This is a genomic window from Caballeronia calidae, from assembly GCF_900044055.2.
Lineage (GTDB): Bacteria > Pseudomonadota > Gammaproteobacteria > Burkholderiales > Burkholderiaceae > Caballeronia > Caballeronia calidae.
Genome location: NZ_FCOX02000012.1, coordinates 1 through 14579 on the forward strand (window position 1 = coordinate 1; position 14579 = coordinate 14579).

8 protein-coding genes and 1 pseudogene are annotated in these 14579 nt (G+C 60.4%); 8 read left to right on the forward strand and 1 reads right to left on the reverse strand.

Annotated features, from left to right (window positions below; all coding sequences use genetic code 11):
- The first annotated feature begins 159 nt into the window (after positions 1-159).
- Entirely contained in the window at positions 160-4821 is a 4662-nt protein-coding gene (locus AWB78_RS13410; protein ID WP_332460101.1) for a non-ribosomal peptide synthetase, read from the forward strand.
- A gap of 131 nt (positions 4822-4952) precedes the next feature.
- Here AWB78_RS13410 and AWB78_RS13415 read toward each other — a convergent pair whose 3' ends face one another.
- Positions 4953-5612 carry a GAF domain-containing protein gene (locus tag AWB78_RS13415; protein WP_062605082.1) on the reverse strand — a complete coding sequence of 220 codons (660 nt, stop codon included), beginning with the start codon at positions 5610-5612 and terminating at the stop codon, positions 4953-4955.
- Positions 5613-5769: 157 nt separating this feature from the next.
- Here AWB78_RS13415 and AWB78_RS13420 point away from each other — a divergent pair, with 157 nt between their 5' ends.
- The 7 genes and pseudogenes from AWB78_RS13420 (at position 5770) to AWB78_RS13450 (ending at position 14484) form a co-directional block, all read left to right on the forward strand.
- Positions 5770-6684 carry an alpha/beta fold hydrolase gene (locus AWB78_RS13420; RefSeq protein WP_232477699.1) on the forward strand — a complete coding sequence of 305 codons (915 nt, stop codon included), beginning with the start codon at positions 5770-5772 and terminating at the stop codon, positions 6682-6684.
- A gap of 336 nt (positions 6685-7020) precedes the next feature.
- Complete coding sequence (locus AWB78_RS13430) at positions 7021-7194, forward strand: hypothetical protein (protein WP_198399266.1); 174 nt, start codon at positions 7021-7023, stop codon at positions 7192-7194.
- A gap of 357 nt (positions 7195-7551) precedes the next feature.
- Positions 7552-9084, forward strand: a pseudogene (locus tag AWB78_RS13435) (hybrid sensor histidine kinase/response regulator); the annotation flags it as partial.
- A gap of 1606 nt (positions 9085-10690) precedes the next feature.
- Entirely contained in the window at positions 10691-10996 is a 306-nt protein-coding gene (locus tag AWB78_RS43435; protein WP_074173439.1) for a 2Fe-2S iron-sulfur cluster-binding protein, read from the forward strand.
- 24 nt (positions 10997-11020) lie between these two features.
- Positions 11021-11776 carry an iron-containing redox enzyme family protein gene (locus AWB78_RS13440; RefSeq protein WP_062605086.1) on the forward strand — a complete coding sequence of 252 codons (756 nt, stop codon included), beginning with the start codon at positions 11021-11023 and terminating at the stop codon, positions 11774-11776.
- Positions 11777-11788: 12 nt separating this feature from the next.
- Entirely contained in the window at positions 11789-13132 is a 1344-nt protein-coding gene (locus tag AWB78_RS13445) for an ATP-grasp domain-containing protein (RefSeq protein ID WP_062605087.1), read from the forward strand.
- On the forward strand, positions 13129-14484 hold the full coding sequence (locus tag AWB78_RS13450; protein WP_062605088.1) for an ATP-grasp domain-containing protein: 1356 nt from the start codon (positions 13129-13131) through the stop codon (positions 14482-14484). The genes AWB78_RS13445 and AWB78_RS13450 overlap by 4 nt, the downstream gene beginning before the upstream one ends.
- Positions 14485-14579: the final 95 nt, after the last annotated feature.

A 14579-nucleotide genomic window follows, 5' to 3' on the forward strand; every position in this document is an offset into this window, starting at 1 on the left:
ATCTACCTGCTCGATGCGCACGGCCAACTGGTGCCTCCGGGCACGACCGGCGAGCTTTATATCGGCGGTGCCGGCGTCGCACGCGGTTATCTGAATCGTGCCGATCTCACCGCTGAACGCTTCCTCGACGATCCGTTCAGCCACGAGCCCGGTGCGCGCATGTACCGCACCGGCGACCTCGCCCGCTGGCTGCCCGACGGCAATCTCGAATTCCTCGGCCGTAACGATCATCAGGTCAAGATTCGCGGCTTCCGTATCGAACTCGGGGAGATCGAGGCGCAACTCGCCAGTCATCCTGCCGTGCGTGAAGCGGTGATCATCGCCCGCGACGACAGCGGGAGCAACCGTTCGGCCGATAAGCGCCTGGTCGCCTATGTCACGCTCACCGCCGATGCCGCGGGTCTGGTCGAGACGTTGCGCATCCATCTGACCGAACGCCTGCCCGACTACATGGTCCCGGCGGCCTTCGTCGTGCTCGATGCGCTGCCGCTCACGCCCAACGGCAAGCTCGACCGCCGTGCGCTGCCCGACCCGCAGTGGCAGGACCTGAGTGCATACGTCGCTCCGCGCACCCCGCTCGAACACACGCTCGCCCAGTCCTTTGCCAGTGTGCTGGGTCTCGAACGCGTCGGCGTGTCCGAGAGCTTCTTCTCGCTGGGCGGTCATTCGCTGCTCGCCACCCGCCTCATCTCGCAACTGCGCACCGTGCTGGACAGGGAGCTGCCCCTGCGCCTACTGTTCGACGCGCCCACGGTCGCCGCGCTGGCCCAGACCATCGAAGACGATGCCGGGCCTGGCGTCGCGCACGCGCGCCCGCCGTTGCTGGCCCAGCCTCGTCCGTCGCATCTGCCGTTGTCCTTCGCGCAGGAGCGGCTGTGGTTCCTCGAGCAGCTTGCCCCGGGCCAGTCCACCTATCACATCCCGGTGGCCATGCGGCTGAACGGCTCGCTCGATGTTCCGGCGTTCCATTGCGCCCTGAACGCCATCGTCGCGCGTCATGAGAGCCTGCGCACCTGTCTGGTCAGCAATAACGGGCGGCCCGAACAGCGCATTGCCGCGCAACTGCAACTGGCGCTGCCCGTTACCACTCTGGCTCATTTGGTACCCGACGAGCGCAACGTTGAATTACAGCGCCGCGCCCAGGCCGAAGCACAGCAGCCCTTCGATCTCGAACACGGTCCGCTGTTGCGCGCCCAACTGCTGCGCCTCGCACCTGAAGAGCACGTTCTGCTCTTCACGATGCATCACCTGATCTCCGATGGCTGGTCCGCAGGCGTGCTGGTGCGCGAACTCGGCGCTTGCTATACGGCTTTTCTGCGCAACGAAGCGCTCGCCTTGCCGCCGCTGCCCGTGCAGTACGTCGACTACACGCTGTGGCAACGCGGCTGGCTCACCGGCGCCGAACTCGAACGCCAGACGCAATACTGGCGCAACCAGCTCGCCGACCTCGCGCCGCTGGACCTGCCCACCGACCGCCCACGCCCCGCGCAGATCAGCGGACGCGGTGCGACCTTGCCCTTCGCGCTGAGCCCCGAGCTGTCCGAACGCCTGAACGCGCTCGCGAATCAGGAAGGCGTCACGCCCTTCATGCTGCTGCTCGCCGTATTCCAGACGCTGCTCGCACGCCTTTCCGGCCAGACCGATGTCGCCGTGGGCTCGCCCATCGCCGGGCGCACCCATGCCAGCACCGAGGCGTTGCTCGGCCTGTTCGTCAATACGCTGGTGCTGCGCGCCGATCTCTCGGGCACCCCGACGCTGCGCAGCCTGCTCGCTCAGGTGCGTGATACCGCGTTGGCCGCCTACGCCCATCAGGATCTGCCCTTCGAGAAGCTCGTCGAGGCCCTCGCACCGGTTCGCGACACCAGCCGCACCCCGCTGTTCCAGGTCATGTTCCTGTTGCAGAACGCGCCGATGGACGCGCTCGCCCTGCCCGGCCTGACGCTGGAGCTGCTGCCTGCGGGCGAGGCCGGCGCCAAGGTCGATCTCACCCTCAGCCTGGCTCAGACTGCCCAGGACGGGCTGGCCGGCAGCTTCGGCTATGCCACCGATTTGTTCGACGAAGCCACCGTCGCCCGGCTGGGCGAACGCTTCACGCGTTTGCTGGAGCAAGCGCTCGATCAGCCCGATGCACCGTTGCATGCACTCGAATTCATGCTGCCTGAAGAGCACGCGCTGCTCGAACGCTGGAACGACACGGCTGCACCTTACCCCGAACATCTGTGCATCCATCAATTGTTCGAACAGCAGGTCCGACGCACGCCCGAGGCAACCGCGCTCGTCTTCGAAGGCGAGTCACTCACCTATGCGCAACTCAATGCGCGTGCCAACAGGCTTGCGCATCACCTGATCGGTCTGGGCGTGCGTCCCGAGACCCGTGTGGCCCTGTGCATGGCTCGCAGCGCGGAGCTGATCGCCGCGCTGCTGGCCATCCTCAAGGCGGGCGGCGCCTATGTGCCGCTCGATCCGGCCTATCCGGGCGAGCGGCTCGCCCAGATTCTCGACGATGTCGAACCCGCGCTGCTCGTCGCCGATGCCCACGGGCAGGCAGCCCTTCGTCACACCGGAGACCTGCCGGTCTTCGATCCGGTGTCCTTCAATGATGCCGCGACCCAAAAGGAGCACGATCCGACCGTGCCGGGTCTGAACCCCCGCCACCTCGCCTATGTGATCTACACCTCCGGGTCCACCGGCAAGCCCAAGGGCGTCATGATCGAACACGGCTCGGTGCTCAACCTCCTGGGGTCGATGACCGACATCACAGCCATTACCCAACGCGACCGCATGCTCTGCCTCACGACCGTCGCCTTTGACATGGCTGTACCCGAGCTTTATCTGCCGCTCGTCACAGGCGCCGCGCTCGTCCTGATCCAACGCAGTGATGCGAGAGATCCGGCCGCGCTGCAATCGATGGTCGAGGAACTCGACATCAGCATCATGCAGGCCGCGCCTTCGACGTGGCGCATGCTGCTGGACGCGCAGTGGCAGGGCCGCCCTGGCCTCACTGCCCTGTGCGGCAGCGAAGCGCTGCCCGGTGAGCTGGCAACCCGCCTCGCCGCCAAGGTCGGATCGCTGTGCAATCTGTACGGTCCCACCGAGACCACGGTATGGTCCACCAGTTGCCCGCTCGATGCCGCAACAGGCATGCCGGCGGGCGCCACCGCTCCCATCGGCCGCCCGATCGCCAACACGCTGATCTACCTGCTCGATGTGCACGGCGAACTGGTCCCTCCGGGCGCCATCGGCGAGCTTTATATCGGCGGCACTGGCGTCGCGCGCGGTTATCTGAATCGTGCCGATCTCACCGCTGAACGTTTCCTCGACGATCCGTTCAGCGGCAAGCCCGATGCGCGCATGTACCGCACCGGCGACCTCGCCCGCTGGCTGCCCGACGGCAATCTCGAATTCCTCGGCCGCAACGATCATCAGGTCAAGATTCGCGGCTTCCGTATCGAACTCGGGGAGATCGAGGCGCAGCTCATCAGCCATCCTGCGGTGCGCGAAGCGGTGGTCATCGCCCGCGACGACAGCGGTAACAACCATGCGGGCGACAAGCACCTGGTCGCCTACGTCACGCTCACCCCCGGCGCCGATGCTGCCGGCATGGCGGACGCGTTGCGCACCCATCTGACCGAACGCCTGCCCGACTACATGGTCCCGGCCGCCTTCGTCGTGCTCGATGCACTCCCGCTCACGCCTAACGGCAAGCTCGACCGCCGCGCGCTGCCCGCGCCGCAGTGGCAGGATCCGAGTGCATACGTCGCGCCCCGCACCCCGCTCGAGCACGCGCTCGCCCAGTCCTTTGCCAGCGTGCTGGGTCTCGAACGCGTCGGTGTATCGGACAACTTCTTCTCGCTGGGCGGCCACTCGCTGCTCGCGGTACGGCTGGCGGCTCACATCCAGCGCAGTCTCGGTCAGTCCATTTCCGTCCGGAGCCTGTTCGAGGCACCCACGGTCGCTGCGCTGGCTGCCCGCATGAACACGAGTCTTCCGTCCACCGAGTTCGAGATGATCCTGCCCTTCCGGACCTCGGGCACCCGGCCTGCGCTCTTTTGCGTGCATCCGGTAGGCGGTCTGGCCTGGAGCTATTCCGGTTTGGCCAACGTGATCGGGCCCGACCATCCGATCTATGGCCTGCAGACCCCTGTGCTGTCACAAGCCGGCTATGCGCCTGCGAGCATCGAAGAAATCGCGAGCCATTATGTGGCCCGGATCCGCCAGGTCCAGCCGCTCGGACCTTATCGCCTGCTGGGCTGGTCTTTCGGCGGCCTGCTCGCGTTCGCGATGGCGACGCAGCTTCAACGCGACGGCCAGTCGGTGGAGCAACTGATCATCATGGATGCGCAACTGCCGGGGCAGGCGCGCGAGCCGGAAGTCCCCGATGAGGTGGCGTTCCTCATGATGTGCTTTCCCGGCATCTCCGAAAGCCTCACCGACGCGCTCAGGGATGCCCCGACTTTGTCCGGGCGAATCCGCCTGCTGCGTGACCAGGGCTTGATCCCCTCATATGTCGAGGACCAGCACGTCATGAGCCTGTTCGAAGCAACTCGGCAACACGTCCGGCTTCTGCCTACCTTCATCCCTGGCCAGTACAGCGGCGACCTGCTGTATTTCACCGCCGCGCGCGCACACGCGAACCGGCAGCCGCACCTCCAGTGGCTGCCTCACATCAGCGGACAGATACACAACCACGATATCGATTGTGGACACGCCGACATGTGTTCGACGCAGTCGCTCGCCAGCATCGGTTCCATAGCGATGAATGGTTCGGGCAGTCAACCGGCGAGCCCCGCCTCCGTTGCAGCAGTCGAACGGCCGGCGTAGTCGTGCACATCGCCACTGGCTGAAATGCCGGTGGCGATGTGCTCTAACGCAATAAAGGGGGAAAGAGGATAAGCGGGCCGTATCCGTCGACATGACGCCGTCGAGGACGCATCACGACGCGAATGAAACGCCTAGCCTTCGCGCCGCTGATTGCGGTCGCTGTGCTTGCGCACGTTGCTGGCGAGTTCGGAGATGATCTCGGTAGCCGAACCGATGATCTGACTGAAGTCGAATCCTGCGCGCGTCATCTCCCGATAGAAGGATCGTGCAAGCATCTTCGAGAGTTGACTGGGGTTCTGTACCGATTGAGCGACCATGTCTCCGATCGTCTGATCCGACGCGCGCGCGAGCGTCATTCGCGTGAAGGGCGAGGCGACGAGCGTCCTCAGTCTGTCGGCCTCGATGGCGCGCGTGACGAATGTACCGAGAATGCGGAGCAACTTCAGATCATGTTCATCGAAATGCCGCCTGTCTTGCGGCCCCGAAACCTGCAGGACACCGATCACCTTGCCGTTCAGCGCGAGGACCGCGAACATCTTGTCGCGTGTGTCCGAGTATTCGACGATGGCCGTCTTCTCTCCGATATGCACTTCGCCGAATGCCGCGGTGTGCCCGGAGCAGACCTCGGCGACGCGCTCGTCGACGGGTATCGAAACGACACATCGCTTCACTCGAAGCGCCTCCGCGACCATCGTCGCGGGTTCCTCCGGCAAACCGGCGGCATCGAGGGTGTCCGCAAGTTCAGCCGGCTGAAAATCCTGCTCTTCGAAAGCATGTTCAGACCTGTTCATATGCGCTCCACCGGAAGGTTCGAGTGTGCGTGAGGTTATGCGTCGAAAGTTAGCAGCCTGTTAGCTCGATTCGTGCCTGCCAGGTCTGACATATGACGATAGTCGTTCGACCCGAGCCCTCATTGCTTTCTAACTTTCGGGCGCCAAGCTAGTCGCAGTGCAGTTCGAGTCCTGCCACTTCATACAGGTGATGACGATGAAACGACCCTTATTCATGCAGCGGCGCAACGTCAGGGTTCGCAATGGCCGCTTCGAGATTTCTGTCGAAGATTCGGGCAGCATCGGCACCCCCTGTGTCCTGCTGCACGGCCGCGGCGAGTGCAGCGGCGTGTGGCGCGCCTTGACAGAAGATGCATCGGCAGACCACCGTTTCCTGTCCATCGACCTTCGCGGCCACGGCGACTCGAGTTGGGATCCGAGCGGCGATTACGGCTCGCGGACGCTGGCGGGCGATGTACTGGAAGTCTTGCTGGCGCTGAACATAAGAAAGCCCGTGCTGATCGGTCATTCACTCGGCGGCAGTGTGGCATTGCAACTCACCGGCATGCTCGAACAGTTCACGTCCGGGCTGGTGCTGGTCGATTTTGGACCGGAATCCGACGTGACGGTTTCACAAAAGGTCCGCTCCGAGATACGCGATACGCCGTCACGCTTCGCATCGATCGATGAATACGTGTCATGGCTGCTCGATCGCCGTCCGCTCGCGGACGGACGTGCGCTTCGCAATCTCGCGTTGCACGCTTTGCGCCGCACCCAAATGGGCGCATACGAGCCGAAGCTCGACCGCCACGTGGCCGATGATACGCCGCTGAGCCAGGAACCGCGCGAAGAGCAATGCTGGCAGATGCTCAGATCCGTGCAATGCCCCAGCCTCGTCGTGAGAGGCGTCGGCTCCGCGGTCCTCAAACCGCAGGTCGCCTTGCGCATGGCGCACCACGCATTGCCGAAAGGACGCCTCGCGACGATATCGCGCGCAGGCCACGCAGTGATGACCGATAACCCCGAGGAATTCAACCGCACCATCAAGACGTTCCTTGCTTCGCTGCCGCATGCCACGAGCGCAGCTCAGTGATGATCCCGACCATTCCTTCGCAGATTCGCCGTCAATCGGTGCCGCGTCTCGTGATCGCCCTCATCGCCGGATTCGCGGGCGCGCTGTGCAGCGGAGAAATCGCGCGAGTGACCAGGGACGTCGCCGCAGGCCAGGTCGATACACGCGGCCTCGTTATCGTGACTTTCATCGGTTCGATGAAGCGCTGTACCAGGATCGGACGCAGCTTGCAAAGCAAGCGGCCCACTATCCTCACAAGCTCGAACTCGAACGCGAGATCAGGCTTACACGTAGCGTCCCTCTGCCCGGGGCGCTGGGATGGACTGGAGTCCGTTACCTGACGGAGGCCCTATGCGCATGTTGATTCTCGCTCTCTGCCTGATCGCGTTCGTCGTGATGATTTGCGGTCTTTTCAGTCAAAGTGGCGCGCTGGACGGACTCGCGATATGCACCGTTATCGGGGTAACTATTCTGGTCATTGCGAGCCGGCTCGAGAAGAAGGTGAAAGTGGCGCGAGGGCATGGTGGTTGAATCGCCACGGATACGAGGCGACAAAGACGGCATGAGTGAGGGCGTCCATCCAGGAACGCAACACACTGCACGCAGGGCCGGGTACTCAGCAGCCACCTGGTTAATATCGAAACCCCGTTGCGCCCGCAGCAAAGCATGCGTCTGCGCGCCGTCGCTGGCGCGTCGATGAATTTGGGCGCATTTTCCAGAGGCTTCTCGCCTTGTGCTTCGCGGAACACCGGCGACAGCTCGTCGACACGCTGCCTCGATTCTTGAGCAGCAAAGGCGGCCTGGCCTTGGACGAAATTTGGGCATGCGGAATGCATCGTAAGGGGTTCGAAGCTGGCCGACGCGTTGCGGCCCAATCCCGGAGGAAGCATGCAAGCCAATCAGCAAAACGAGTACTCGCTTCCCGACGACTGGAGCCGGCTATGGGTGAGCACCGTTCGAGACTACGCGGTAATTGGCCTATCGGCCAATGGCACGATCGAGACTTGGAATGTCGGCGCTGAGACCAGTTACGGCTTCAAAGGCGAGGAAGTCATCGGCCAATCTCTTGAACAACTCCACACACTGGAGGAGCGAGAAACAAACGTCCTGGCCGCGGAACTCGACACGGCGCGACGAACGGGTCACGCAGAGGCGGAAGGCTGGCGGATCCGGAAAGACGGCTCGCGATTCTGGGCAAGTGTCGTGACCACGCTCCTTAAGGATCGGGAAGGGCACGCTCTCGGCTTCGGAAAGGTGGTTCGGGACATGACGGAGCAACGACGCGCGTACGATGCGCTCGTCGAAAGCGAACAGCGGTTTCGCACGCTGGTGGACGGCGTCACGGATTTTGCGATTTTCCTGCTATCGCCCGGCGGTTTCGTGAGGAATTGGAACGCTGGTGCGCGCCGCATCAGCGGGTATAGCGCGGAGGAAATCATCGGCTCTCATTTCTCACGCTTTTACACGCCTGAGGATGCAGCGTCCCGACTGCCGCAGCGCGGGCTTGCCCTCGCTGCACAGGAGGGACGCTTCGAAGCCCAGGGATGGCGTGTGCGCAAAAACGGCGAGCGCTTCTGGGCGCACGTGGTGATCGACGCGATCCGCGATAGGCACGGCGCGCTTGCCGGTTTCGCAAAGGTCACCCGGGACATTACCGAGCAGAAGGACGCGAGCAGCATCCGGGAAGAAACGCGCAAGGCGCTCTTTCAATTGCAGAAGTTGGAAGCCCTCCGCGAACTGACGGGCGGCGTGACGCACAATTTAAACAATTTACTGAAAGTGCTGCGCGACGATCTCGACATGCTCGGCGAACGCCACTACGGCGATGCGTGGACGCGCGCCCGGATCGCCGGCGGGACGGACGCCGTCGAGCAAGGATCGGAGCTGTCATCACAACACCTCGCATTCGGCCGTCAGCATCCATTGCATCCAGCGGTTATCGATCTCTCCGCGGCGCTACATGGTGTGGCCGATCATATCCGCCGCGCACTGGACGCGACGATACACGTCGAGACGGTCGTCGCGGCTGGGCTGTGGAGCACGCTGGTCGACCTGCACCAGCTCGAGAAAGTCATCCTGAATCTCGCTATCAACGCAAGGGATGCCATGCCTCAGGGCGGCAAACTCACAATCGGACTGTCCAACGCCTTGCTCGACAACAATTCCGACGAGACCGAGTCCGACGTCGCAACCGGGCAATATGTGCTTCTCACCGTCACGGACACCGGCACCGGTATGCCGGCGAACGCGGTCGACCGAGCGTTCGAGCCGTTCTTCACAAACAACGCTGCTGTTCATCGCACGGGCCTCGGGCTGAGCGAGGCGTACGGTTTCGTCAAGCAAAGCCATGGCCAAATCAGGATCCGGAGCGAAATGGGTCAGGGGACGACCGTGAAGGTTTATTTGCCACGCTCGACCAGAAAAGTACGCGGGCACAGTCCCGGGTGAAAATTTCCGTTCAAAGGGTACCGGCCTCGTGTTTCCGTTGGCTTCAACGAACTTCGATGACGCCACGCTGGAGGCGCGCGGACGAATCGAAACGGACATCGAGAAACTGAGCGGCGTGGCGGAATAGATCGAGGCCATAGACCAGCGGCGATGTCGGAACCTTGGTTCTGATCGCGGGCGGGACCGAAGCGCATGGCGGCCCGAATCGTTTCGAAACGAACCGGGAGTGTATCTTTCGATTAACGGTGCCTTGACTTTCGTACCGGTGCGCCGCCAATCCAGCGCTGACTATAGCCAGTATTCTGCCTCGCAATTCCAATGGTCAGATACGGGGTTCATACCGTACACCGGCGCGAATTGTAGCGGCTCACCCATCATTGTGTATTACGACGGACCTCGCCCGTCGATGGCCGTCAGACAGGGCACCGATGTCGTCGTGTACGTCGCAGCCGATGCATGGTCCGCGCCGACCGTAGCCGCTTCGATTCGACAAAATCCGAACTTGAGTGAGTGCACCCCCTACTCCGCGACGATACCTTCAGCGTTCATGCCTGAGAGCAGTTACCCCATCACGCAGTTTTATCCGGAACCGCTCACTATCCGCTATTGAGTTATTGAGTTAAGACCATCTGAAGGCTATCTCAGGAAGCCGAGCGGTTCCTGCTCCGGTCTGTCGCGATGCTCGGCAAGGCGCTTTCGTCGCTGACGCACGAGAACTGTTTGCTCTACCAACAGTCTCTGCCCGACCTTGACCGGCCGCAAACACGCGCGCAGCGATGCACGCCGCTCATATCCCTCCAATCAGACGCAATAACCGATAAGAAGCAGCGCTCGACACGCGATGCTAAAGGTTTGCGTCTGCCTGCCACGATTAGACCGGCACGGTGAATGCCAGACGCTCGAATAATTCAGAGAAGCTTCATGACGTCAGGCATCCTATCGATCTCTCAGTTCAACTCTGCAACTTCAGCAACGAGCGAGAAGCGAAAACGCCTCCGGTCATCGCGCACCGCTTTGGCTCATCAGGCGGGGTCATGTGAATGACCGTTATCACAACACAGTCGTGCCGCTTTTCGAGCGCTCGTCTTCTACCTTGGCATACACACTTCTGTGGGGATGTGAAACCAATGTCGTCGTGGGATAACTGCACCCATGGAGCCGCGCATCGGATAAGCGTCAAAACCGGCGATATAAGGCCTGAAGGTCGACGTCTTTAAATACTCGCACCAGACAATATTGGTGAACAGCTTCGTCCGAAATACCTTTTTAATAAAAATCTCTGAGTCCGGTTTTATGCGGGCGCGCGATCCGCGTCCGTTTTCAGTCCCATTCGGGACGTTTTTCATAATAGGAGGAGTCGTGCCACTCTCGCCTCTATTGTCACTCGACGTGATAAATGACCCTGATAACAAGTCCGCGAGCCCGAATGAATGGGATCGTGAAAGTTATCGAGAAACCATCGTCCCGTTTATCGACCCGAGCGGATCGCGCAGCGACGCGAATCCCCTTCTGGAGTCAGGATCATTTTGATTAAACAGGGCAGCAAGACTTTTGAATTCACCCAAACCAACTAACTCGTATGGCACTTTTACATATTTTGCCGCTTAACGTGACGGTTCATTTAGCCGAGTCGGCTCCTTTGAGCGATCTGGAGTTTGAACTGAAGGATAGAGACGTCATACCTGCTGGTTGCCGGGCAGGAGCATGCGGCGCCTGCGTCATCGAAGTGCTCAAAGGATTTGGCTGTCTCAGCGAGCCAACCGAACGGGAACTCGAGCTTCTGACTTTTCTAGGTTACGGCGACGGACGATTCAGATTGGCCTGTCAATGCAGAATTAATGGCGCCGCCACCATCAATACCGAAAATCTGGAACCCCATTTTTAAACCAGGCAAATCACGGAAAATATCATGTCAAATCGAGTCCACAATGTCGGCTTTCAGCATTCTTCGCCTTTTATCAACACGAGCGAATCGGTGATGTTGAGAAAAGAAATCGACAAGATCATCGACCGGCAAGTCGAACACTGGTATCAAACGGTTCCATATGCCGCTCACCTTGAAGGTGAAGTAGTCGATCCGGATTACTATCGCCGCCACTTGATCGAGACCGCCTGGAGAATTCGTCTATTGCGCGTCGTCGAGTCGAAGGCCCTTGCTGAAATCGCCAAGCGTAGTCCGCGAGCCGCGCAGATATGGGCCAATTACGAGCGGGAAGAGATGCTTCACGACCAGCTTTTTATCCAGGACCTTGCGAAAGCGGGGGTCAGCCGTGAAGAATTTTTGGCGACCGAGCCATATTTGTCGACGAAATTGCTTTCCGGCTTTTTCTCTTATTTGCTCGATCACGAAGATCCTCTGGGGGTGGTGGCGTATTCGTACCTGGTGGAATACGTCAATGTCAAGCTCGAGCCCAGAAAGATCGATGCTCTCAAGCAATCCGTCGGCGAAGACAACATATCGGGCCAGGTCGCGCATTCCCACACGGATATCCACGACGACCACCCAGGTGAAGTCTGGGATGTGATTCGTCACCTGCTCAGAAGCGACGAAGACATCGAGCATTTGAAGCGATACCTCGGCGAGCATCAAAAGGTGCTGGGACTCTATTTCAACGAGTTGTACGAAGACGTGATGGAACCAAAGCTCCGGAAGGCAGCGGCGTAAGAGGAGAAGGTGATGACCAAAGAAAGGAATGGCGTTCTACTGCTAAGCCATTGCGGATTTTCCTTTATGGAGGATCTCTTGGAATCGGTCAAGGCCCGAGGCTTCCGCGGCATCGTTCTATCGTCACGGCCACTGCCCGAAGCCGAGGCGAAGCGCCTCGTGGAACTCGAACAGAAAGCGGACCGGCTGATAACAACGCAATCCCATGCCTTGACTGCCGAGGATGTCGAAACCACGCTCAGAGCCTTGCAAGCTGATGGAGAGACCCCGCTCTGCTGTATCTGCGTGTGGGAAGGCTACCGGGAACTCATGGCGCTGGCGAACCGGAATCTCGGTGTGCCGGATCTTACGGCAGACCAGGTCGGCATGCTTCGCAACAAGCGCGAATTGCGCAACACACTGGAGGCTTTCGGTCTCACGCGTGCCCGCGCTCACCGGTTGACTCCGGAAACGCTCGATGAACTGAAAGCGAGCGGTCGAAAACTTTTCGTCAAGCCAGTTTGTGGAATTGCCTCTTACGGCGCGTTTTCCTTGCGCGCGGAGACCACCTGGGAGGATCTCACCAAAGTTGCGGAGGAAGCGTCCGACGATGTCATTTACCAATCGGCATTCGGAAACCAACTCGAATTTCTAGCGGAGGACTACGTTCCTGGCCGGGAGTTCAGTTTTGAAGTTATCTTGAGCAACGGCGACGTCAGCGTACTCGCCGTACACGAAAAGTGCGAGCTGACCGAGAACGCCACGACCGTGCTCGAGAACAGTTGTGTGTGTCCGCCCTGCAGCATCGATGCGGATGCGATCGCGCGCGGCCAGCGCTGGATCGACGAGATTTTTACTCGACTGGGTTGCAAATGGGGCTGCTTCCATATCGAGGCACGTTTCGATAACGGTCGCTGGGATTTGATTGAGATCAATCCGCGGGTGGGCGGGAGTCTCATATCGGCGAGCGTAAAGTCGCTGAATGGTCAGCACAGCATGCTGGATCTCTGGTTGGATCTGTTGATCGACGCGTCGCTTGGTCAGTCCGCACTGAACGCTCAGCGCGACAAGCTAAAGGCACTGGCATTCGACATGGACGGCACGCAGAGTCATGCGACGAGTACCTTTTTTCGTGTCTATTTCGCCGAACCGGGCAGGATCGAACATGTGGTTATCGAGGATTACTTGCCCAAGCCCGTTGTTTCGCAGATTTTTCTAAAGGAAGGAGACGACGTACAGGCGAGTTCTCGCGAGGTTTTCCTGGGCCAATTGCTATGGCACTTCGAGTTAGCCGAACGTGACACGCTATTGCCGGTAATCGTTCGGAATTCCAACAGCGCAGTCACTGTCCATTATGCGAAGGAGCGAGCACGATGATACGCGCCCAACCAATCCTGCTCGTCGTTGATTACAATCTTTCGCGAGTCGCAGACGTAAGGCAGATGGCCTGCTATGCGAAGACCCGTTACGGTGCGCAGTCGCTACTCATCCGCCCTGCGCCCACCGATGTCGACCGAGCGATCTGCGACGACGTCATCGACCTCAATCCGCGCGACGATGACTTTGTTGAAAAAGCCTTCGTGGCACTCGCACCATACCGCTCACGACTTGCAGCCGGGTTGGTGTTTTCGGACAACGCTGTGCAAAGCGGGGCCTTGCTTCTCGAGGCACTTGGGCTAGCGGTAGATTCCGGCACCCTCGCCGAAGGGGCATTCAGCAAACACGCGTATCGGTCGCTCGAGCAGCGACATCGGGATATCTTCGGGCCCCAGGGAATCATGGTGCCGGACTGCGCACCGATTCGACATCTGGCCGATCTACGTGAATTTGCCGTCCGGCATCCCGGGGGATTCGTCATCAAGCCGAGCTGTGAAGGAAACAATCGCGGCGTGGTAACCATGCGCCAGGGAGACGACCTCGCTGCCGTTCTGAAGGAGGTCTCAACATATCTCCCTGACGGTGTAATTTGCGAAGAATTCATTCCCTATCGCCGTGAATTTTCATTCGATGGAATTGGCAGCCTGTCCTTTATCACTGAAAAGATCAGCGCGACCGGCCGATACCCAGTCGAACTCGGACAAGTCTTGCCAGCGCGAATCACACTTCACGAACGCAATACGATAACGGTGGCCGGACGCATGGCCAACTTGTTGGTCGGCCAGCGCAATGGACCGTTTCACAATGAAATCAAACTTAGCGACGACGGCCATCGCGCAGCCGTTGTCGAACCGAATCGCCGGCCGGCGGGCATGAAAATCTGGACGATTGCGTCGCTGGTCTATCGGATCAATCTTTACCACCTGTGGGTCGATCAGGCATTCGGCGGCGAAATTCCGCGCGAATTGCCGCAAGCCAGCCGCCAGGCGGCGACGGTGATGCTTGGTGTCGCGGAGGACACCGACGTCCTCCCGGCGATGGGCGCTGACGCCAGCGTATTGCTCGATCACGTCGTTTTGCCGTCGCTGCAAGGCCGCTTTCCATCTCTGCGAAACGGTGACCTGGAATTGCATGAGTTTGGCTGGTTGCCGGCGCAAGCTCGGCGGATTCACGCCGTTCCCCGCGACAACGCTGATTTCATCGCACAGGTTTGCCTGACGACGACACGCGAGGACATCGACATCCGGGATCTGGCGGCCGATCTGCAAACAGCGTGGAAGGCGTCGTTTCATCGATATGTGCGCCGCTCATGCATCGGTCAGGTGGTCGATGTCGCTCAATGCAACGGCTAGCGAATCGGGGGCCGAAAGCTGTCGTGGCGTGTGATGAGAGCCGGTTCGGAAGGCAGCGCATGCGGTATCGACTAGCGCACCGTGAACCCCTGATC